A 20848-nucleotide genomic window follows, 5' to 3' on the forward strand; every position below is an offset into this window, starting at 1 on the left:
ATTCTCACATGGTTCTTCAAAAAGAATAGAACATATTGAAGATAACATGTGAATGTTTCATAAATGTATCAAAAAAGTGAACAAAATTGCTATTGCAGAAGAAGCAGAAATGAAGTTTCTAATACGTAAGTACGTGAAAGGTATTATTTCCAGTGGATAAAATGCGCATGGGGCACCTAATCATTATTTTATCGGAGGAAAAGAATATGTTATGAACTTGGTTGAATGAAAAAATGAAAATTTTACTTTAACCGAAGTTAATGAAATATATTTTTGGGGTTATATCAATGATTGTTATCTCGATGGACACTTTAACTTTATAAAAGCCCTAGAAGAAAAACACAACTATGAGGAATAGTAAGCTACAAAAGTGAACAAAAGCGTTATTTGAAAATAAATAACTGCAAAAACGTCAGGCCACCAATTAAGTTGCCTGCTACGTTCTTGCATGGTAAATAATAGATTTCTCAATAAGAGAGAAAATAAAGAAAAAGGTTTTTAAATGAAATTCATAAAAGCTTGATAGGCACTACCGAGGGAAAATATCGTAGCTACCGCATGGGCAGTCCATTTAGGCATATTTAACTTTAATATAGTGTTGTATAAGATTCCATATATGATACAAATGGCTAATACAAATGCAATTAATTGAAGTGCTAACAGAAATAGTGGTTGTTCTAAAGAACTAAAGTCAAGTTGTTCCATTGGTTGATCACACCTTTCATTTAATATATTAATATAATTAAATTGAAAGTAAAGGGTTTTTTTCTATAAAGTTCCAAATGTATGAGGTTATAGGGTTGGAAAGTGAATTTGAATAAAAACGCTACTTTATAAAAAAGAGAAGCACTTAATCAGGGTGCTCCTCTTAATGCCAATACACAATACCTATTCAATTATAGTGCATATGCGTTAAATATTTAACAATTAACTTTATGGTAAAAACTTCATTTTGTCATAAATAAAAAGGCAGTTGTTTCCGCAACCACCTTTTTAAAAAACAGAGCAACTTTTTCAGAAATAAAATATGAATAGTTTCTGAAAAGGTTATAGGAGATACTCCTATTTTTATAATTCAAGTGACGAGCTTAATTTATAAGAAAGGAATGACTATATTATATGAAAACTTGTCTAACGGGGTTACATATAAAAGAGCAGCTAGCAAAAGCTAACTGCCCATCTCCAAGGGAGATTATATTTTACAAATTAGATTATGATAGTCGATATTCTCCATATTGACCAGAAAAGAACCATGAATTCTAGTAAAATTCCAAGTGTTCTTTTCCTAGTTTTTTGAAATTCTTTTACTAAATAGCCAACAGCACAAATTGCTAGAAGAATGAAAAGAATAAGTTCTAGTGTAACTGGCATTTGATCTACTCCTAATCCTTAAATTTAATTTTATATATAAGGATTATAAGATATTTTTGTGTCTAATGGTAAAAAATTAAACAAAACAATCTCTATATGAAAAGAGGTCCTGTTGTCTCCAACAGAACCTCTTCTAAAATGGCAAAGAGTAACTCTTACCTTACTCTTTGTTTATATACTACAGGAGTGTTAATAGAAATCCAAGGCTCTTTATATTGAGAAATAAAGAAGAATCATTTGAAATAATTTTATCATTGTTATAAATAAAGGAGCAGTTAGCCAAAACTAACTGCCCATCTCCAAGGGGGAACAAGGCGAAAATGACATTAAGTAGCCGAAGTATTGAGCCAGCTCTACGGAGTATAAACGAGAAGATTGAGAGTGGTCTTGACCTTGGAAGAAGAACTTCTTCCTTTTGTTTTTATTTCTCTCTATTAACTAGGGTGTGTCTAAAAACTATTTCTATGATAGGATTACCTCAAATCATTTAGAGAGGGGTATTTTCTATGACGCCACGCCGCTACGAACTTACAAATGAACAATGGGAACAAATCAAAGACTTTTTCCCACCGTATTTTACTGGTCGTCCGCCTAAAAGGAGTAATCGTGAAATGTTCAATGCTATTTTATGGATAGCTAGGAGCGGCGCTCCCTGGCGTGATTTGCCGGACCATTACGGATTATGGAAAACCGTGTATGCTCGCTTCTGCAAATGGCGTGATGAAGGTGTCTTACTGACTATTTTTCAAGAATTAAATGCTGAACCGGATCTTGAAAACCTCAGCATAGATTCAACCAGTATCAAAGCGCATCAACATAGTGCTGGTGCAAAAAAAAGGCTGTAAATCATGAGTGTCATCAGCATATTGGCATGAGTCGCGGTGGAAAAACTACCAAAATCCATGCAATTGTTGATGGTTTAGGCAACCCCATTTTATTTCATTTGACTGGCGGAAATATTTTTGATAGCACTCCTGTTTGCGAGCTTTTGGATGAAATACCGATTAAGGGCAGCAATATTCTTGGTGACAAGGCCTATGGTTCTCATACGATTCGTAACTATATTACCGATCATGAAGCAACCTATACCATTCCACCCAGGTCAAATGCGAAAGCTCCTTGGAATGTGGATTGGTATTTATATAAAGAACGCCATTTAGTGGAGTGTTTTTTCAATAAAATCAAGCATTTCCGTAGAATCGCAACACGTTATGATAAGCTGGCATCTTCTTTTTTAGCCTTTGTGTATATCGCTGCCATTTTTCGATTAACACAATGAACAACAGTTTTTAGACACACCCTAGTTAAAAATGGGGAAATTAATCTTTGTTTTTAAGCTTTTTTCTAATATCCATAAATCCTATAAGCATTATCGCCATGCATATTAACTTAAGCCAACGAACCTCCTGGTGGTACATTAGCCCAGAGAAGAATTCATAGGCATATAACAAACCGACAATTGGAAATAGCCAAGTCATAAATTTCAAATCTTTTAGATGAAACTTATAATTATTAATTTTTTTCCACATATGTATCAACTCCTATTGTTATGAGGTTCTGTAGTTTTTCTTTTTGAAATCTCGCATGTTGAGGATAAAGAATAGAAGGAAGATAACAGCTCCGATGCCATTAATCCAGTAGTATGTGCGCCCTGTTGTGAATCCGTTATAGAATTCATAGGCATTCCAAATTACAAGAAGTACTGAGCAGACAGTAGAAATCATTAATGAGTCAAAACTTCTCATGATTTTCACCTCGATTCGAATTTTTAGAACTTATTTATAATTTTACATTTAAATAAATAGATTTACAAGAAGAGGAATAAAAGAAAGAACCCGCTGGAGTTCGGGTTCTTTCAGATTTGTTACTACATTTGGGTTTTTACAAAAAATAACTATTTCCTTCAGATTTCAAGAAGGTTTTACAAAAAAATACATAGAAGTATAAATATATGGTAATGAAATGAGTCGAATTTTCATCACGACTGATATCCATAATATGTCAATTAACATGAAATACACATAGAGGAGAGCGATTATGAAAAGAAAAATCGGTACAGCAGTCGTAGGTTTATCTGTTTTAGGATTTGGAATTTTTGGTTTTACTCATGGAAATGGTGGAGGTATTGTTCAAGCGGCTTCAGTAGGGGATGGAGGAGGAGCGCCTGCATATGCACATGGAAATCATGGCGGAGCGCCATCTTATACTCATGGAGAGGGATGGTCTCCGAGTTATGCACATGGACATACAGGAGGAGCACCAGTTTATGGATATGGAGACTATCCAACACCTTCTTTTAATGTAGGAGATACTCCTTCACCTAAGTTAGAAGCTGATGGAGATCATGCTAACAGGAAAAGAATTTGATTTATTAACTTGTATGGCAGAACATCCAAATCAAGTATTTAGTAAAGGTCGTCTCTTTGAAATTGTATGGGGGATGGATGTAATTGGTGATGCAGCAACGGTTGCTGTACATGTGAAAAATATTCGTCAAAAAATTGAACTCGATCCATTCGATAAATCATATATCGAAACAATTTGGGGAGTAGGATATCGTTTTACACAGTGAAAAAGGCCAGCAAAAATGCTGGCTTTTTTTGCGTAAGTAGATTAGAAAATTACAAACAAGATCCTCCGCTCACATCAATTAATTGACCAGTAACCCAGCGGCTGTCTGGGGAAGCAAGAAATGCAGCGGTATCGGCAATGTCTTCAACTTCACCTAAGCGATTGAAAGCGGAAATAGTAGTAGCGTACTGTTTCATCATTGGATCGCTCAAGAGTTCCGCATTCATATCTGTTTGTATAAAGCCTGGAAGTATTGCATTCACCGTTATTCCTCGTGCTCCGAGCTGTTTTGCTAGCGTGAAAGTCATTATATTAATAGCACCTTTCGTCATACTATATGCAACGAAATCAGGTAAAGAAATACGAGTGGCAGCGGATGAAATATTAATAATTCGGCTATTGTCACGTAAACGAGATAGAGCTTGTTGGATGATAAAGAATGGTGCTTTTGCATTAACTGAAACCATTCTATCAAAAAATTGTTCAGTCGTTTCTTCAATAAAAGCACCAGGACCAATTCCAGCGTTGTTTATTAAAATATCAAATTTAGTACTACCAGTTCTTTTTTGTAATTCGCTATCTAAAGAACTATAAAGGGTTTCTACACCATGTAAAGATTCAAGGTTTGCACCGATAGAAAAAGCTGATCCGCCATTTGATTGGATTTCATAAACAGTTTCTTCAGCATCTTCTTTTCGATTTCCGTAATGAATAGCAACTAATGCACCGTCGTTTGCTAAACGTTTTGCAATAGCACGTCCAATTCCTCGGCTTGCTCCTGTAACTAAGGCCACTTTTCCTTTTAACATATTTTTCTCATCTCCCCATAAATTTTATATGTTTGTCAGTAGTTTTTCTTTATGTAGTAATGCGAACATACTTAAGTAATATATGAGTATGTGTAAGAAGTTCATTCCGATTTTGTTTTGAGAAAAAATAAATAGATTTCTAGTAAATAGAATGAATTTTAATTTTTTTCTAAAAACATGTTGACAATGAAAAGAACAACGTCCTATAATACGTTTAACAAATAAAAATGAATTAAGAATTTTCTAACTTTATATGTTGCATATGCAAAGAAGAGGAAAGTAGATGGTTATGATCGTTTCAGAGAGCTACTCCTAGGCTGTGAGAGTAGTAACAATCGAATCATTGGAGATCACCTCGGAGCATCGCTTGCGAAAGGGAAACTGAGTAGAGGGCGACGGCATCGTCTCCGGTAAAAGGACGGGGGTCTAATTGGACCTACAAAGCTTATATTTCGCGAGAAGTATAAGGAAGCTGAGTGGTACCGCGAAACTCTCGCCTCAGCAATCAAAGCTACTAAATTGTAGTAGTTGATTGCTGAGGCGAGAGTTTTTATTTTAAAAAATAGAATAAGAGAATGCGTAGAAGAGGAGAGTAAATGATAAGAATTGTTTCAGAGAGCTGCCCAAAAGCTGTGAGGGTGGTAACAATTTAATCATTGAAGATCACCTTGGAGCATTACTTTTGAAACAAGTAAAAAGTAGCGGAGTTGTTTCCGATAGAAAAACAAAAGTCTAATTGGACTTGCAGAGCTTATATTTCGTGAGAAGTGTAAGGAAGCTGAGTGGTACCACGATTCCCTCGTCTCAGCAATGGATTGCTACAAGTATGTAAGTAATCGATTGCTGAGACGAGTATATTTTTAAGGTATATATACTGAATATTCTGTTAAAATACTCATCTCAGCAATCGATTTAGAAATAGATTGCAAAAATAGAGAGAAAAAAGAGGAGCGATGTGAGATGGGAAACCAGTACATTTATATGAATGGGGAATTTGTAGAAAAAGAAAAAGCAGTTGTTTCAGTATATGATCACGGTTTTTTATACGGAGACGGTGTATTTGAAGGGATTCGTAGTTACGGTGGAAATGTATTTTGTTTAAAAGAACATGTAAAACGATTATATGAATCGGCAAAATCTATTTTACTTACAATCCCGCTGACGGTTGAAGAAATGGAAGAAGCGGTTTTACAAACATTGCAAAAAAATGAGTATGCGGATGCTTACATTCGTTTAATTGTTTCACGAGGAAAAGGTGACTTAGGGCTCGACCCTAGAAGTTGTGTGAAACCGAGCGTTATTATCATTGCAGAACAATTAAAGTTATTCCCACAGGAATTTTACGATAATGGACTAAGCGTTGTATCTGTTGCATCGAGACGTAATACGCCAGATGCATTAGATCCACGTATTAAGTCAATGAACTATTTAAATAACGTACTTGTGAAAATTGAAGCGGCACAAGCAGGAGTGTTAGAGGCCCTTATGTTAAATCAACAAGGATATGTTTGTGAAGGATCTGGAGATAATGTTTTCGTTGTGAAAGATGGAAAAGTGTTAACACCTCCTTCTTACTTAGGAGCGCTAGAAGGGATTACGAGAAATAGTGTTATCGAGCTATGTGAGCGACTTAATATTCGGTGTGAGGAAAGACCGTTTACTCGTCATGACGTATATGTAGCTGATGAAGTATTTTTAACGGGAACGGCAGCAGAATTAATTCCGGTTGTAAAAGTTGATTCAAGAGAAATTGGAGATGGAAAACCAGGAAGTGTAACGAAACAATTGACAGAGGAATTTAAAAAGTTAACGAGAGAAAGAGGCGTACGTCTTCCAGGACTGGCGGAGAGCTTACTGTAGATAGGGAGAGGAGTTAATTAAAATGGAGCAGCATACAACACGTGAGAAATTACAGTGTGAAGATGTGACAGGTGCCGGACACGTTATTCAATGTTTGAAGAATTTAGGTGTAACGACTGTTTTCGGTTATCCGGGCGGAGCGATTTTGCCAGTATACGATGCGTTATATGGAAGTGGTTTGAAGCACGTTTTAACTCGTCATGAACAAGCTGCCATTCATGCGGCAGAAGGATATGCAAGAGCTTCTGGAAAGGTCGGGGTAGTCTTTGCTACCTCTGGACCAGGGGCGACAAATTTAGTTACGGGCTTAGCGGATGCTTATATGGATTCGATTCCTTTAGTTGTTATTACAGGGCAAGTTGCAAAACCTCTCATCGGAAAAGACGGATTTCAAGAAGCAGATGTTGTCGGGATTACAGTACCTGTTACGAAGCACAATTACCAAGTTCGTGATGTGAATCATTTATCACGTATTGTACAAGAAGCTTTTTACATCGCCGAAAGCGGGCGACCAGGACCAGTATTAATTGATATTCCAAAAGATGTTCAAAATGAAAATGTAACAAGTTTTTATAATGAAGTAATTGAGATTCCAGGGTACAAATTAGAGCCTATGCCAGACAGTAGGAAGCTTAGAGAGGTAGCTAAAGTAATTTTCGAAGCAAAACGCCCACTTCTTTATATTGGAGGAGGTGTCATTCATTCGGGTGGATCTGATGAACTTATCAAATTTGCGAGGGAGAACCGTATTCCTGTCGTTTCCACTTTAATGGGACTTGGTGCATATCCGCCGGGAGATTCATTATTTTTAGGAATGCTCGGCATGCATGGAACGTATGCTGCAAACATGGCAGTAACAGAATGTGATCTACTACTTGCTTTGGGTGTTCGCTTTGATGATCGTGTAACAGGAAAATTAGAACTCTTTTCTCCGCATTCGAAAAAGGTACATATTGATATAGATCCTTCGGAGTTCCATAAAAATGTAACTGTGGAATATCCGATTGTTGGAGATGTGAAAAAAGCGTTACACATGTTGTTACATATGCCAATTCGTACACAAACAAATGAATGGCTTACGAAAATAGAGGAATGGAAGGAGGAATATCCTCTTTCCTACAATCAAAAAGAAGGTGAGTTAAAACCACAGCATGTTATTAGTCTAGTAAGTGAATTAACGAACGGTGAAGCGATTGTTACGACAGAAGTAGGACAGCATCAAATGTGGGCTGCGCATTTTTATAAAGCGAAAAACCCACGGACTTTTCTAACATCTGGCGGACTAGGAACGATGGGGTTTGGTTTCCCGGCGGCAGTTGGTGCTCAGCTTGCGAAAGAAGAAGAACTCGTCATTTGTATTGCAGGCGATGCTTCTTTTCAAATGAACATTCAAGAATTACAAACAATTGCTGAAAATAACATCCCTGTAAAAGTATTTATTATAAATAACAAATTTTTAGGGATGGTAAGGCAATGGCAAGAAATGTTTTATGAAAATCGTTTGTCAGAATCAAAAATTGGATCGCCAGACTTTGTGAAAGTGGCAGAAGCTTATGGAGTGAAAGGATTAAGAGCGACAAATTCAACCGAGGCGAAACAAGTGATGTTAGAAGCATTTGCTCATGAGGGTCCTGTCGTAGTTGATTTTTGTGTAGAAGAAGGTGAAAATGTATTTCCAATGGTTCCGCCAAACAAAGGGAATAACGAAATGATTATGAAGAGGTGGGAAGAATGAGTCATACTTTTTCACTCGTTATTCATAACGAGCCAAGCGTCTTATTACGTATAAGTGGGATTTTTGCTCGGCGTGGTTATTATATTTCTTCTTTACATTTAAACGAAAGAGATACTAGTGGTGTTTCTGAAATGAAACTCACAGCGGTTTGTACTGAAAATGAAGCGACATTACTTGTTGGTCAGTTGAAAAAATTAATTGATGTACTGCAAGTAAATAAATTATAAGGAGTGTATGGAATATGAAAACGTATTATGAGAAAGATGCAAATGTAGAGTTATTACAAGGGAAAACAATTGCGGTAATTGGTTATGGATCTCAAGGTCATGCGCAGGCACAAAATTTACGTGATTCTGGTGTGGAAGTTGTAGTTGGTGTTAGGCAGGGTAAGTCTTTTGAAGTAGCAAAAGCAGATGGATTTGAAGTAATGTCTGTTTCAGAAGCGGTTCGAACCGCGCAAGTTGTACAAATGTTATTGCCAGATGAACAGCAAGCACATGTGTATAAAGCAGAAGTAGAAGAAAATCTCCGTGAAGGACAAATGTTGCTTTTCTCACATGGATTTAATATTCACTTCGGACAAATTAATCCGCCAAGTTATATAGATGTAGCGATGGTCGCACCAAAAAGTCCAGGTCATCTCGTTCGCCGTGTATTCCAAGAAGGGAATGGTGTTCCAGCATTAATCGCAGTACATCAAGATGCAACAGGCACGGCATTAAGTGTAGCGCTTGCGTATGCAAAAGGTGTAGGTTGTACACATGCAGGTGTAATTGAAACGACATTCCAAGAAGAAACGGAGACAGATTTATTCGGAGAGCAAGCAGTGCTTTGCGGCGGGGTAACTGCACTTGTGAAAGCTGGTTTTGAAACATTAACAGAAGGTGGATATCGTCCTGAAATTGCATACTTTGAATGTTTACATGAATTAAAGTTGATTGTTGATTTAATGTACGAAGGTGGTTTAACGAACATGCGCCATTCTATTTCAGATACGGCTGAGTTCGGAGATTATGTAACAGGATCAAGAATTGTTACAGATGAAACGAAGAAAGAAATGAAACGTGTTCTTACAGAAATTCAGCAAGGTGAATTCGCGAAGAAATGGATTTTAGAAAATCAAGCTGGGCGTCCAACATATAATGCGATGAAAAGAGCAGAGCAAAATCATCAGTTAGAAAAAGTAGGGGAAGAGCTTCGTGAAATGATGAGCTGGATTCATGCACCGAAAGAACTGGTAAAGAAATAGAGTAAGTGATTGTAAGTGAAAAATACGTAAGAGGGGATTTGACAAGATGAGAAGTGACATGATTAAAAAAGGTTTTGATAAAGCGCCGCATCGTAGTTTATTAAAAGCAACTGGTTTGAAAGATGAAGATTTTGATAAACCGTTTATAGCTATCTGTAATTCTTTTATTGAAATTATTCCAGGTCATAAACACTTAAATGAGTTTGGGAAACTTGTTAAAGAAGCAGTGCGTGCAGCAGGTATGGTTCCATTTGAATTTAATACAATTGGAGTAGATGACGGTATTGCGATGGGGCATATCGGTATGCGTTATTCGCTTCCGAGTCGTGAAATTATTGCAGATTCAGTAGAAACGGTTGTAAATGCACATTGGTTTGACGGCATGATTTGTATTCCAAACTGTGACAAAATTACACCGGGTATGATGATGGCTGCACTTCGTATTAACATTCCAACTGTTTTTGTTTCAGGTGGTCCGATGGCAGCGGGGAAAACTTCTAAAGGGGAAGTGGTTGACCTTAGTTCCGTTTTTGAAGGGGTAGGAGCTTATCAATCTGGTAAAATTTCAGAAGAAGAATTAAAGGATATTGAAGATCATGGCTGTCCATCTTGTGGCTCTTGTTCGGGTATGTTTACAGCAAACTCTATGAACTGTTTATGTGAAGTGTTAGGTTTAGCGCTTCCGGGTAACGGGAGTATTTTAGCCATCGATCCAAGACGTGAAGAATTAATTAAACAAGCAGCAGAGAAATTAAAAATTTTAATTGAAAGAGATATTAAACCGAGAGACATTGTAACGGAAGAAGCGATTGATGATGCGTTCGCGCTTGATATGGCAATGGGTGGATCAACGAATACAGTATTGCACACATTAGCTCTCGCACAAGAAGCGAGTTTAGATTACGATATGAACCGCATTGATGCCGTTTCAAGACGTGTACCACATTTATGTAAAGTAAGCCCTGCTTCCAATTGGCATATGGAAGATATTGATCGAGCGGGCGGGATTAGTGCAATTTTGAAAGAGATGAGCCGAAAAGAAGGGGTACTTCATCTAGACCGAATAACGGCTACTGGGCAGACGTTAAGAGAAAACATTGCTCATGCAGAGATTAAAGATAAGGAAGTTATTCATTCTCTCGAAAACCCTCATAGTGAAGAAGGGGGATTACGTATATTAAAAGGAAACCTTGCGAAAGATGGGGCAGTTATTAAAAGTGGGGCAACCGAAGTAAAACGATTTGAAGGACCTTGCGTTATTTTTAATTCACAAGATGAGGCGCTTGCGGGCATTATGCTTGGAAAGGTTAAGAAAGGCGATGTAGTTGTTATTCGCTATGAAGGACCAAGAGGCGGCCCTGGTATGCCGGAAATGTTAGCACCAACATCAGCGATTGCTGGTATGGGATTAGGTGCAGATGTTGCGCTATTAACGGACGGTCGTTTTTCTGGAGCTTCACGTGGTATTTCGGTAGGGCATATTTCGCCAGAAGCAGCTGCGGGCGGAACGATTGCACTTCTCAAGCAAGGGGATATCGTTTGTATCGATGTTGAGGAAAGATTGTTAGAAGTAAGAGTTAGTGATGAAGAATTAGATAAGCGTAAAAAAGAATGGAAACGACCAGAACCGAAAGTGAAAACTGGCTGGCTTGGACGTTATGCACAAATGGTAACATCGGCGAATACAGGTGCAGTTCTAAAAATCCCGAATTTCGATTGAGCCAATTTAAAAGAGATAAGGATGATATGAAATGGTGCAGAAGGTAAAGGAGAGAGTGAAAATTGAAGATATCTTAATGGCTCATAATTGCATGAAAGATATCGTTATTAAAACACCGTTACAACGTGATACAGTTTTATCTGAGAAATATGATTGTGACGTTTATGTAAAAAGAGAAGACTTACAATTAATTCGCTCTTTCAAAATTCGTGGTGCATACAATTTAATTCAAAGTTTATCGAAAGAACAATTACAAAACGGCGTTGTTTGTGCCAGTGCTGGTAATCATGCACAAGGAGTGGCTTATACGTGTAATTTATTGAAGATTCCGTCAAGAATCTTCATGCCGACGACGACACCTAAACAAAAAGTATCACAAGTACAATTTTTCGGTGGTGATTTCGCGGGAATTGTATTAGTTGGTGATACATTTGATAGCTCTTTCCAAGAAGCACAGCGCTATTGTGAGGAAAATAGAATGACGTTCGTTCATCCGTTTGATGATCCATATGTTATTGCTGGTCAAGGAACAGTGGCAGTTGAAATTATGCATGATATGGATAAACCAGTTGATTATATCTTTACAGCAATCGGCGGTGGTGGATTAGCATCAGGTGTTGGTACATATGTAAAAGGTGTTAGTCCTGCTACAAAGATCATTGGTGTAGAGCCAATGGGAGCTGCATCTATGAAAGAGGCTTTTCTTCAAAATGAAAATGTCGCATTGGAGAAAATAGATAGTTTTGTTGATGGAGCAGCTGTTAAAAAGGTAGGAAAGTTAACATTTAAAACTTGTAAAGATGTAATTGATGACATTGTTTTAGTACCAGAGGGAAAGGTTTGTACGACGATTTTAGAACTGTATAAGAAAAATGCAATTGTAGCTGAGCCGGCTGGTGCACTATCTATTGCAGCGCTTGATTTATACAGAGATGAAATAAAAGGAAAAACAGTTGTGTGTACATTAAGTGGTGGAAATAATGATATTGATAGAATGCAAGAAATGAAAGAACGTTCTCTCATTTACGAAGGATTAAAGCATTATTTTATCATTGAATTCCCGCAGCGTTCAGGTGCACTAAGAGAATTTCTTGATAAAGGATTAGGTCCAGAAGATGATATTACGCGCTTTGAATACATTAAGAAACATAATAAAGAAAATGGTCCAGCGTTAGTCGGCGTAGAATTAAAACATAAAGAAGATTATGAGCAATTAATTATTCGTTTTAAAGAAAATAATATTCAATTTATGGAGCTTAATAAAAATCCTGTTTTGTTTGATTTACTTATTTAATAGAAGGAAAGAGTTAGCATCCAAATAAAAAAAGATAGATACAAGCGGGGAAATATAATGCTTGTTCTATCTTTTTTAAAGTTAAACTAGATACTCATTAAATTCAAGAAGAATAAAGCTAGCTAACCAAAAAAATATCGCAATGCGAATAATTACATACATTGTAAATTCAAAGGGAGTAAGATTTCGCTCTCGCTTTATTTTTTTAAATAGTTTCACAGAATAAAAGGAACATAAAAGTAGGATTGCTATAGACATTTTATAGATGTTTTCTAAGAGGTTTATATTTTCTAATAAGTCTTTTAGCATATTCATCACCTATCCTCTAATGTATGTTACAGAGAAATTTATCTTGCGCTGTCTAGTTGCGTTTATTTTTTATTTTCCCTGCCTCATCAATTTCTACATCAGTTGAAATCGTTTGTAAATATTGTAGAGCTTTTCTCTTTTCCTCCTCATTTACAGGGGAAATTTGGTTGTTGCGGATGATATAAGGATTGAATGACATTTGGACATCCTTTCCTTTAAACGTTAAAGTTAATACGCCAGTTTCAGCGCTTTTTCCATTCACATAACTTGGGAATAAAAAGTTTCCTAATGAGTAAGCGATAGGAACGTTATTATAATATTCAAACCCTTGTAACCAATGTGGATGACTTCCGACAATCGCGTCGGCTCCTGCTGTAACCATTTTATTTACATATTGTTTTTGATAATCTACCGGACGATTTGATTTTTCAACACCCCAATGCATATAGACAATTAAATAGTCTGCATCTTTCTTTTGCTCTTTAATTGTTTTTGTTACAAGATTTAAATCATATCCATTCGCAACGCCAGGTTTATTGTCGTCAGCTACCCAAGTAAAATCAGGCATAAATCGGACGAAGGAAAGAAATTTGAATTTTTTTCCTTTTACAGTCATTTCTCGTGCCGTATATGCATCTTTTGCATTTTTTCCGGCGCCAATGTAAGGGAACTTTAATTTTTCTACGTGAGAGATTGTATTTAATAATCCCTCTTGACCATAATCAAGTGTATGATTATTCCCAATATTTACGATGTCATATCCGGTGTTTTTTATAGCTTGAAGCGTCGATGGATCACTTTTAATCCAAAACAGTTGTCCAGGTGCTTTCTTTTCTTTCGTTGTAAATGCTGACTCTAAATTAACGAAAGAAATATCAGCTTTTGTTATTTCTTCTTTTACATGTTGGAATGGGTAGTCAGCCCCGTTTTTTTCGATTACCGGACGTAATTGCCAATCGAACATCGTATCACCAGAGAAGGTGAGTGTAATTTCCGGGTCTTCTATTTTCTTGTCGCTTGTTGAAGCAGTTTTGCTAGATTTGTTTTGGAAATCGGATTTGTCTTTCGCTTTTGAAGTAAAAGAGTGGTTAATTAATACAACAATTGGTGTAATGCAAAAGGCTATTAACAAAAATCGTTTTAGTAAAGTTTTCATAAATACCGTCCCTTTTGAGTTTATCCCGCTATTTGTGGGCAGCAAAATTTCCGTTGATTAAAGTTTCACTTTATGTATTGCTACAAAAAATTGCGGTTTATGTAGCGAAAAACATTTGTTAATATTCTCAATATTAAGTTAACATATAGATAACCTGTAAATCAATGTATAAACCAAAATATAGAAATAAAGAATTCGAAGGGTGAAGAACGAGAGATGGTTATATTAGGAGCAGTTGTAAATGGGATTTGTATTATATTTGGTACTTTACTTGGCAAATTATTTAGTAGAATTCCAGCAAGTATGAAGGGAACAATTATGCATGCAATCGGTTTAGCGGTTACTGTGCTTGGACTTCAAATGGCATTGAAAAGTGAAAACTTTCTTGTTGTCATTTTAAGTTTAGTTATTGGTACCGTCATCGGGGAATGGCTACAACTAGAGGAAAAGTTAAAGCTGTTAGGAGATTGGCTAGAAAATAAAGTTGGATCGAAAGGAAAAGGGAGCATATCAGAAGGGTTTGTAACAGCTACTTTAATTTTTGCAATTGGTGCGATGGGCATACTTGGTGCACTCGACAGCGGGATTCGCGGAAATCATGATATTTTATTTACAAAGGCGATTATCGATGGATTTATTTCTATTATATTAACGACAACTTTAGGAATTGGCGTAGTATTTTCGGCGATTCCAGTTATTTTATACGAAGGAGGTATCGCAGTTTTTGCAACACAAATTAATAGTTTGGTCCCGAAAGAATTAATGAATCAATTTATAGTGGAAATGACAGCAACAGGTGGTATTATGATAGCCGCTATTGGATTGAACTTACTTAGTGTTATTAAAATTAAGGTGGCAAATTTACTGCCAGGTATATTGGTAGTCGAAATAATAGTTTCACTTATTTATGGTTACGGTTTAATAGTAAAGTAGTAGGGGATGGAGATACATATGGAGGAATTTCAATTTACAAAACGTGTTCATAAAATATTGGAGATTGCAGCGGAAGAGAGTGAATGTAACATAATTCACCCGGTCCATCTGTTTATAGGTATGTGTAAAGAAGGTACAGGGGTTTGCGGCGAGTTATATATGTATTTGTTTCGTAAAGTAGGAACGGATTTTTTAGAAAAATTATCGTTAAGAAAACAATTCGATTTAAATGATCAAGAGTATATAAAAATAGGGCAATATAAATTCTCTTATAAGACGATAGAAATTCTACAAATAGCGAAGAAACGTATGGAAAGATTTCAACAAGTATTAATCAACGAAGGACATATTATATATGCATTATTTCGTGTAGATACAGATGTTGATGAATATATACATAAACAAATGCAAGAAGATATATTACGTATTACAGCTGAACCAAGAGATTTAGCTGTTGATTTAAAAAGCTTTATTCCAATTCATAATAATTTAACTTGTCATGTTAGAAGAGCTAACCCTTCTGATTTTGAAAAATTAGCAAGCTTTGTTAATGAGGAATTTGGTGAACGTTGGTTACGTTCACTAGAATATGGATTTCGTACATATAAAGAAAATTTACCCATTTATATAGCAGAACAAGAAGAAGTAATAGTAGGTTTCGCTTGTTATGATGTAGTGAGAGGAAAGAAAGGATTGTTTGGTCCAATGGGCACAGCGAAACAAAATCGTGTGAAAGGTATAGGGAGGCAATTGTTACATCGTTGTTTATATAGTATGAAGCAGGATGGATATGAATACGCGATTATTGGACAAGCAGGTCCGATTGAGTTTTATGAAAGAAATTGTAATGCTCGTTTAATACCAATAATGGATAAGTAACCAACTCCATATATGAGAGTTGGTTTTATTATGAAAATAATGTAGAGATATAGTGCTTTTTACTGGAAAATAGCGGGTTTTGTAGTGAATTTTACAAATAAAGCAAATTACTAAACTTTTTACAAGAAAGGGTGTAGAATGGGTATTTAAAGAAAGAAGGTGTGAAAATGGCCAGCTGGAAACGAAATTTAATGATTTGTTGGCTAGGTTGTTTTACCACTGCAGCCGGTATGAGTTTAGTAATTCCTTTTTTATCTTTTTATATTGAGGAATTAGGTGTGACTGGCACTTCTAGTATTGCACAGTGGTCGGGACTTGCATTTGGTGTAACATTTTTAATGGGTGCGATCGTATCACCAATATGGGGAAAGCTTGGTGATATACATGGACGGAAATTGATGCTAATTCGTGCGAGCCTTGGTATGGCGATTATTATGACGCTTATGGGGTTTGTAACGGATGTGTATCAACTAGTCGCACTAAGATTTTTGATGGGAGCAGTATCTGGTTTCCTTTCAACAGCGATGACATTTATTGCAGCAGAAACGCCGAAAGAGCATTCAGGTTGGGCAATTTCCACAATTTCAACTGGGGGCGTGAGCGGTTCTTTACTTGGCCCGTTACTTGGAGGATATTTGTCTGAGTTAATTGGAATGCGCCATGTTTTTCTTGTTACAGGAGCTTTTTTATTCCTTTCTTTTCTCATCGTTTTTTTCTTCCTACATGAAGAGAATCACTTCGCTCAAGCAAAAAAAGTACAACCGAAAAAAGTATGGACGATGGTTCCAGCAAAGCATTTAATTATTAGTTTATTTGTAACAACATTTATTATTCAACTTGCGAATATGTCAATTCAACCTATTATTACATTGTATGTAAAGAATTTAGAAGGTCCAGGAACAGCTCATATTGAAATGATTGCAGGCGCAGTCATGTCTGCGACGGGTTTAGCTATTATTATGGCAGCTCCTAAGCTAGGTAGATTATCAGATCAAATTGGTCCTCAAAAAACGTTAGTTGTGGCGTTGTTTGCTGCAGGAATTATTTTTATTCCGCAAGCATTTGTAACCTCAGCTTGGCAACTATTAATTCTTCGCTTTTTATTAGGTATCGCACAAGCAGGACTATTACCTTCCGTACAAACTCTACTAAAACAACATACACCAACCCATGTAACGGGAAGAATATTTGGGTATAATCAATCGTTTCAGTTTTTAGGAAATATGATTGGACCAGTACTTGGTGGACAAATTGCAGCACATGCGGGCTTCCAATATGTTTTCTTTTCTACTTCATCATTATTATTTATTGCGTGCATTTGGGTTTATTTTCACAATAAGAACGAAGAGGTATCAGAGAAACGACATTTGGAAGTTAGTTAACTAAGTGAATGAAAAAGAAAAAGGATGAAGCAACGATTGCTTCATCCTTTTCTTTAAAATTGGAAACATAGATAACTTAATGTACCAAGCTCGTAACTACGGTGAATGACTTCACCGTTATTATCGCCACTTCCCATAGCGATAAATAAAGGAACGAAATGCTCTGCTCTTGGTACTGCTAATTGTGCATGAGGGGCATTGTTCTCCCAATTAAATAATGCATCTTTATCAGTAGTCTGCATATGTTTAATAATCCAATCATCAAATTCAATTGCCCATTGTTCGGGTGTAGTCTGATTCCATTTTAAAGCTCGTAAGTTATGAACGGTAACACCGCTACCGATTACTAAAATATCTTCTTGTCCAAGTCCTTTTAGTGCTTCACCAATTTCAAATTGTTCTTTTGCAGGAAGGAATGGATTGACTGATATTTGGACGACAGGAATAGTTGCTTCTGGATACATACGGTGCAAGAGTGTCCATGAGCCATGATCTAAACCTCTCGTCATATTATGATGGACTGGAATACCTTTGTTTTTAAATTTTTTTTCTAACATAGATGCAATGTTAGAAGAGCCTTTCGCACGATATTTGATTTCGTATAACTCAGGAGGAAAACCTCCAAAATCATAAATTGTTTCATATTCGTTATCTGATGAAGAAATCGTTAATACTTCGCTTTCCCAGTGAGCGGTGAAAATAACAATTGCTTTCGGTTTGTATGTTTCGCCAAGTGTTTTTAAAAACCTTGTATAGTCTGTATCTTGAATAGCAAGCATCGGTGATCCGTGTGCTAAAAATAATGATGGCATCATAATAGAAACCTCCCAAAAATATAATAATTACTTTATGTAAGTAACTATATAATTTTATTTTCTGTTCGTCAATATATTAGTTTAAGAGCTAATTGGAAAAGTGGGTCATTTGTCATAATGAAGGCAATTGCATATAATACATAATAAGTATAATGAATGGATATTCATTTTTTGATATACATAATAGAGTTGGGGGCTGACGAAATGAACGTACAGGAAAGTTTCGTTACGGCATTGGATGGATCGGAAATTTATTTACGTAAGTGGCTACCAGAAAGAGATCCGCGAGGGATTATTCAAATTGCACATGGTATGACAGAACATGCAGGTGTTTATACAGACTTTATTGCTGCGTTATTAGAAGCAGGGTATGGTGTTTATGCGCATGATCATAAAGGTCATGGGAAAACAGTGAAAAGAGAAGAAGATTATGGTCATTTTGAACCGGATATAGGATGGAGTCATGTTGTGTCTGATGTCATCTTTGTCTCGGAAATGATAAAAGAAGAGCAATCATGTCCATTGTTTTTACTAGGTCATAGTATGGGATCTTTCCTATCAAGACGAGCTGTGCAGCTTAGAGGCGAGTTATATGATGGATTTCTTATTTCAGGAACTGGTGGCAATCCAGGGTTTTTAGGAGTTGTTGGGCATAAAGTAGCAACAATTGAAATGAAATTACGCGGGGCAAAGACGAAAAGTCCGATGTTAAACTTTTTATCTTTCGGAAATTTTAATTCGAACTTCAAGCCAAATCGTACAAGTTTTGATTGGTTATCTTCAGATACGAATCAAGTTGATAAGTATATTGCAGATCCGTTATGTGGATTCATTTGTACGACGAGTTTTTATCGAGAACTATTTTCTGGTGTATTAGAAGTAAATAAACTAGAAGAATACAAGAAAACGCCAAAAAACCTTCCGATACATATATTCTCTGGAGACCGTGATCCTGTTGGAGATATGGGGAAAGGTGTAAAAGAAGTATACGAAAACTATAAAAAATGTGGTGTGAAAGATGTGACACTACGTTTATATGAAAATGGAAGACATGAAATGTTCCATGAAGTGAATAGAGATGAAGTATTTAAAGATTTGATTTCGTGGTTAAATGCGCATAATAGATGAAAAAGCTAAGCCCAAACCGTTTGTAGTTTGGGCTTGTATTTATAAATTTGTTAGAGATAAAGACAAAGAATTTTTAAAAATTTGCTTCAAAAAAATATAGAAACAGTTTCAAGGAGATGAATATATGAGATTTGGAATTATTGGCCCATCCGAAGATGAAATTATGCCATTTATTGAAGAGATGACTAATAAGGAAATAACGAACCTTGCGATGTTAACGTTTCATAGTGGGACATATGAAAATGTGGAAGTTGTTGCATTGTATTGTGGTGTATGTAAAGTTAATGCAGCTATTGCAGCTCAAATATTAGTAGATAAGTTTCATGTAACGCATATTATTGTAACAGGTGTTGCGGGAGCAATCGACAAAGTATTGAAAATTGGGGATACAGTAATTTCAACAGAAATAGCATATCACGATGTTGATGAAGGAATATTAACTGAATATCATCCGTGGATGGAAAGTGTCTATTTTAAAACGGATCGTTCACTTCTTGAATTAAGCCAAAAAGTGGTCGAGAAAAATCAATTCGTTCAAAATATTTACTTTGGAAAAATTGTTACTGGAGAGGCATTTATAAGTGAAAGTGGTCGTACAGAAATAATCGCTAAATACAATCCACTTTGTGTAGATATGGAAACTGCAAGTATAGCTCACGTCTGTTATGCAAATACGATTCCGTTTTTAGCAGTGAGATCAATAACAGATACAGAAGAAGCGTCTGGTATTGAAGTGTTTGAAGATAATTGTGTATCTGCTTCGCATCATTCAATTTATTTTGTTAAAAAGTTACTAAAGTCGTTAAAAAAGTAAAGAAATATTGTATGAGAGGAAGCCTCACTTTTCTGAAGTGAGGTTTTTTGTAGTAACGAAGTAATAGTGAATAAAACTAATTTTAAAAGTAACTTAAAATCAAACTTTTTATTAAGCAACAGATACCTATTCGTAATAGTAGTATAATAGTGAATGAGGTGTTAATAGAATGGAAGATAAAACATTAGGTTTACTATTAGATGTTGTTGGGGAATTATTTTCAGATGAAATTTCAATTGCTGTATCGAATACGAAAGAATATATATACTATCGGCCAAGTAAACGAATTGATTTAAAGATTAGCGCCGGTGATCCTATAAAGGAAGGGACGATTGCTCATAAAGCAATGGTGACGAACCAAAAAACCTCTGAGTTTATTAATCGAGATGTTTTTGGTATTCCTTATCATGGTATGGCCGTGCCATTCTCCAATAATGGAAAGCTTGAAGGTTGCGTGACAGCTATTTATCCCGCTTTAACGGATGGAAAGTCAGTCGTTACTTTAAAAACAACGGACGGCTGGATTCCGGTTCCTTTTTCAAAGGTGATGTATTTAGAGGCGAAAGATAAAAAGACGTATGTGAATTCAGAAGAGTTAACAGGAACACATAAATACTCTCTGCAAGAATTCGAATACTTACTTCCGAAAGATTCATTTATTAGATGCCATCGTTCCTTTATTGTAAATACAAATCATATTAAAGCGATATATCCTGATACGCATTCTACTTTTGTACTTTCGATGGATAACGGAGAGAGGGTACCAGTTAGTCAATCATACGCCAGTTATTTTCGTAAGCTTCTAGGATTCTAAATTATTCTG

At 36.0% G+C, this 20848-nt stretch carries 21 protein-coding genes, 2 pseudogenes and 1 other annotated feature; of the genes and pseudogenes, 15 read left to right on the forward strand and 8 right to left on the reverse strand.

The window, feature by feature from the left end; translation table 11 throughout:
- Nucleotides 1–498 precede the first annotated feature (498 nt).
- Both QCI41_RS27710 and QCI41_RS27715 read right to left on the reverse strand, forming a co-directional pair.
- Complete coding sequence (locus QCI41_RS27710) at nt 499–705, reverse strand: hypothetical protein (protein WP_353836145.1); 207 nt, start codon at nt 703–705, stop codon at nt 499–501.
- A 501-nt stretch (nt 706–1206) separates the two neighbouring features.
- The gene (locus tag QCI41_RS27715) at nt 1207–1371 is read right to left on the reverse strand and encodes a hypothetical protein (protein WP_076542668.1); all 165 of its coding nucleotides are present in this window, start codon (nt 1369–1371) and stop codon (nt 1207–1209) included.
- A gap of 506 nt (nt 1372–1877) precedes the next feature.
- Between QCI41_RS27715 and QCI41_RS27720 the strand changes: the two genes are divergently transcribed.
- Nucleotides 1878–2650 (forward strand): IS5 family transposase gene (locus QCI41_RS27720; protein WP_483299041.1). Its coding sequence is split into 2 segments (ribosomal slippage): nt 1878–2208 and nt 2208–2650, totalling 774 coding nucleotides; the frame shifts between segments, so codons are not numbered across the junction.
- A 40-nt stretch (nt 2651–2690) separates the two neighbouring features.
- Here the strand turns inward: QCI41_RS27720 and QCI41_RS27725 are convergent.
- Both QCI41_RS27725 and QCI41_RS27730 read right to left on the reverse strand, forming a co-directional pair.
- Nucleotides 2691–2900 carry a hypothetical protein gene (locus tag QCI41_RS27725; protein ID WP_353836144.1) on the reverse strand — a complete coding sequence of 70 codons (210 nt, stop codon included), beginning with the start codon at nt 2898–2900 and terminating at the stop codon, nt 2691–2693.
- An 18-nt stretch (nt 2901–2918) separates the two neighbouring features.
- Nucleotides 2919–3116 carry a hypothetical protein gene (locus QCI41_RS27730; RefSeq protein ID WP_353836143.1) on the reverse strand — a complete coding sequence of 66 codons (198 nt, stop codon included), beginning with the start codon at nt 3114–3116 and terminating at the stop codon, nt 2919–2921.
- Between the two features lie 292 nt (nt 3117–3408).
- Here QCI41_RS27730 and QCI41_RS27735 point away from each other — a divergent pair.
- Both QCI41_RS27735 and QCI41_RS27740 read left to right on the forward strand, forming a co-directional pair.
- Nucleotides 3409–3717: pseudogene (locus tag QCI41_RS27735) on the forward strand (hypothetical protein); the annotation flags it as partial.
- Nucleotides 3710–3943: pseudogene (locus QCI41_RS27740) on the forward strand (winged helix-turn-helix domain-containing protein); the annotation flags it as partial. The pseudogenes QCI41_RS27735 and QCI41_RS27740, both read left to right, overlap by 8 nt.
- Nucleotides 3944–3992: 49 nt before the next feature.
- Here QCI41_RS27740 and QCI41_RS27745 read toward each other — a convergent pair.
- A complete protein-coding gene (locus QCI41_RS27745; RefSeq protein WP_353836142.1) occupies nt 3993–4751 on the reverse strand; it encodes an SDR family oxidoreductase in 759 nt (252 codons plus the stop codon).
- Between the two features lie 571 nt (nt 4752–5322).
- Nucleotides 5323–5561: a binding site (T-box leader), on the forward strand.
- A 150-nt stretch (nt 5562–5711) separates the two neighbouring features.
- Here QCI41_RS27745 and ilvE point away from each other — a divergent pair.
- From ilvE to ilvA, 6 genes are read left to right on the forward strand one after another with little or no spacing between them, the layout of a single operon-like run.
- Nucleotides 5712–6611, forward strand: a complete 900-nt coding sequence (gene ilvE / locus QCI41_RS27750; protein WP_353836141.1) for a branched-chain-amino-acid transaminase — start codon at nt 5712–5714, stop codon at nt 6609–6611.
- A gap of 22 nt (nt 6612–6633) precedes the next feature.
- Entirely contained in the window at nt 6634–8346 is a 1713-nt protein-coding gene (gene ilvB / locus QCI41_RS27755; RefSeq protein WP_353836140.1) for an acetolactate synthase large subunit, read from the forward strand.
- On the forward strand, nt 8343–8573 hold the full coding sequence (locus QCI41_RS27760) for an ACT domain-containing protein (RefSeq protein WP_000019914.1): 231 nt from the start codon (nt 8343–8345) through the stop codon (nt 8571–8573). Before ilvB ends, QCI41_RS27760 begins: the two co-directional genes overlap by 4 nt.
- A gap of 14 nt (nt 8574–8587) precedes the next feature.
- A complete protein-coding gene (gene ilvC, locus QCI41_RS27765; protein WP_353836139.1) occupies nt 8588–9595 on the forward strand; it encodes a ketol-acid reductoisomerase in 1008 nt (335 codons plus the stop codon).
- A 46-nt stretch (nt 9596–9641) separates the two neighbouring features.
- Complete coding sequence (gene ilvD / locus QCI41_RS27770; RefSeq protein WP_353836138.1) at nt 9642–11315, forward strand: dihydroxy-acid dehydratase; 1674 nt, start codon at nt 9642–9644, stop codon at nt 11313–11315.
- Nucleotides 11316–11346: 31 nt separating this feature from the next.
- Nucleotides 11347–12609: a threonine ammonia-lyase IlvA gene (gene ilvA / locus QCI41_RS27775; RefSeq protein ID WP_353836137.1), complete on the forward strand. Its 1263-nt coding sequence runs from the start codon at nt 11347–11349 to the stop codon at nt 12607–12609.
- Between the two features lie 81 nt (nt 12610–12690).
- On the opposite strand, the gene QCI41_RS27780 is transcribed toward ilvA, so the two are convergent.
- Together QCI41_RS27780 and QCI41_RS27785 are read right to left on the reverse strand one after the other, a co-directional pair.
- The gene (locus tag QCI41_RS27780) at nt 12691–12918 is read right to left on the reverse strand and encodes a hypothetical protein (protein WP_353838792.1); all 228 of its coding nucleotides are present in this window, start codon (nt 12916–12918) and stop codon (nt 12691–12693) included.
- A 52-nt stretch (nt 12919–12970) separates the two neighbouring features.
- A complete protein-coding gene (locus QCI41_RS27785; protein WP_353836136.1) occupies nt 12971–14074 on the reverse strand; it encodes a CapA family protein in 1104 nt (367 codons plus the stop codon).
- Nucleotides 14075–14290: 216 nt separating this feature from the next.
- Between QCI41_RS27785 and QCI41_RS27790 the strand changes: the two genes are divergently transcribed.
- The 3 genes from QCI41_RS27790 (at nt 14291) to QCI41_RS27800 (ending at nt 17268) form a co-directional block, all read left to right on the forward strand.
- Nucleotides 14291–15007 (forward strand): DUF554 domain-containing protein, encoded by a 717-nt coding sequence (locus QCI41_RS27790; protein WP_353836135.1) that lies wholly within the window; start codon nt 14291–14293, stop codon nt 15005–15007.
- Between the two features lie 6 nt (nt 15008–15013).
- Complete coding sequence (locus QCI41_RS27795; protein ID WP_353836134.1) at nt 15014–15886, forward strand: GNAT family N-acetyltransferase; 873 nt, start codon at nt 15014–15016, stop codon at nt 15884–15886.
- A gap of 167 nt (nt 15887–16053) precedes the next feature.
- Nucleotides 16054–17268, forward strand: coding sequence for a multidrug efflux MFS transporter (locus QCI41_RS27800; protein WP_353836133.1), 1215 nt, complete (start codon nt 16054–16056; stop codon nt 17266–17268).
- 53 nt (nt 17269–17321) lie between these two features.
- On the opposite strand, the gene QCI41_RS27805 is transcribed toward QCI41_RS27800, so the two are convergent.
- Entirely contained in the window at nt 17322–18083 is a 762-nt protein-coding gene (locus QCI41_RS27805; protein ID WP_353836132.1) for a DODA-type extradiol aromatic ring-opening family dioxygenase, read from the reverse strand.
- Between the two features lie 204 nt (nt 18084–18287).
- Here QCI41_RS27805 and QCI41_RS27810 point away from each other — a divergent pair, with 204 nt between their 5' ends.
- From QCI41_RS27810 to QCI41_RS27820, 3 genes are all read left to right on the forward strand, one after another.
- Nucleotides 18288–19211: an alpha/beta hydrolase gene (locus QCI41_RS27810; RefSeq protein WP_353836131.1), complete on the forward strand. Its 924-nt coding sequence runs from the start codon at nt 18288–18290 to the stop codon at nt 19209–19211.
- A 124-nt stretch (nt 19212–19335) separates the two neighbouring features.
- Nucleotides 19336–20025, forward strand: coding sequence for a 5'-methylthioadenosine/adenosylhomocysteine nucleosidase (locus QCI41_RS27815; protein WP_353836130.1), 690 nt, complete (start codon nt 19336–19338; stop codon nt 20023–20025).
- 169 nt (nt 20026–20194) lie between these two features.
- Complete coding sequence (locus QCI41_RS27820; RefSeq protein WP_353836129.1) at nt 20195–20839, forward strand: LytTR family DNA-binding domain-containing protein; 645 nt, start codon at nt 20195–20197, stop codon at nt 20837–20839.
- Nucleotides 20840–20848 lie beyond the last annotated feature (9 nt).

Source organism: Bacillus cereus group sp. MG4, assembly GCF_040460055.1.
Taxonomy (GTDB): Bacteria; Bacillota; Bacilli; order Bacillales; family Bacillaceae_G; genus Bacillus_A; species Bacillus_A wiedmannii.

Coding starts and splice junctions, on each gene's coding strand:
- QCI41_RS27710 (WP_353836145.1), bottom strand. CDS start 705: ATGGAACAACTTGACTTTAGTTCTTTAGAACAACCACTATTTCTGTTA.
- QCI41_RS27715 (WP_076542668.1), bottom strand. CDS start 1,371: ATGCCAGTTACACTAGAACTTATTCTTTTCATTCTTCTAGCAATTTGT.
- QCI41_RS27725 (WP_353836144.1), bottom strand. CDS start 2,900: ATGTGGAAAAAAATTAATAATTATAAGTTTCATCTAAAAGATTTGAAA.
- QCI41_RS27730 (WP_353836143.1), bottom strand. CDS start 3,116: ATGAGAAGTTTTGACTCATTAATGATTTCTACTGTCTGCTCAGTACTT.
- QCI41_RS27745 (WP_353836142.1), bottom strand. CDS start 4,751: ATGTTAAAAGGAAAAGTGGCCTTAGTTACAGGAGCAAGCCGAGGAATT.
- ilvE (WP_353836141.1), top strand. CDS start 5,712: ATGGGAAACCAGTACATTTATATGAATGGGGAATTTGTAGAAAAAGAA.
- ilvB (WP_353836140.1), top strand. CDS start 6,634: ATGGAGCAGCATACAACACGTGAGAAATTACAGTGTGAAGATGTGACA.
- QCI41_RS27760 (WP_000019914.1), top strand. CDS start 8,343: ATGAGTCATACTTTTTCACTCGTTATTCATAACGAGCCAAGCGTCTTA.
- ilvC (WP_353836139.1), top strand. CDS start 8,588: ATGAAAACGTATTATGAGAAAGATGCAAATGTAGAGTTATTACAAGGG.
- ilvD (WP_353836138.1), top strand. CDS start 9,642: ATGAGAAGTGACATGATTAAAAAAGGTTTTGATAAAGCGCCGCATCGT.
- ilvA (WP_353836137.1), top strand. CDS start 11,347: ATGGTGCAGAAGGTAAAGGAGAGAGTGAAAATTGAAGATATCTTAATG.
- QCI41_RS27780 (WP_353838792.1), bottom strand. CDS start 12,918: ATGCTAAAAGACTTATTAGAAAATATAAACCTCTTAGAAAACATCTAT.
- QCI41_RS27785 (WP_353836136.1), bottom strand. CDS start 14,074: ATGAAAACTTTACTAAAACGATTTTTGTTAATAGCCTTTTGCATTACA.
- QCI41_RS27790 (WP_353836135.1), top strand. CDS start 14,291: ATGGTTATATTAGGAGCAGTTGTAAATGGGATTTGTATTATATTTGGT.
- QCI41_RS27795 (WP_353836134.1), top strand. CDS start 15,014: ATGGAGATACATATGGAGGAATTTCAATTTACAAAACGTGTTCATAAA.
- QCI41_RS27800 (WP_353836133.1), top strand. CDS start 16,054: ATGGCCAGCTGGAAACGAAATTTAATGATTTGTTGGCTAGGTTGTTTT.
- QCI41_RS27805 (WP_353836132.1), bottom strand. CDS start 18,083: ATGATGCCATCATTATTTTTAGCACACGGATCACCGATGCTTGCTATT.
- QCI41_RS27810 (WP_353836131.1), top strand. CDS start 18,288: ATGAACGTACAGGAAAGTTTCGTTACGGCATTGGATGGATCGGAAATT.
- QCI41_RS27815 (WP_353836130.1), top strand. CDS start 19,336: ATGAGATTTGGAATTATTGGCCCATCCGAAGATGAAATTATGCCATTT.
- QCI41_RS27820 (WP_353836129.1), top strand. CDS start 20,195: ATGGAAGATAAAACATTAGGTTTACTATTAGATGTTGTTGGGGAATTA.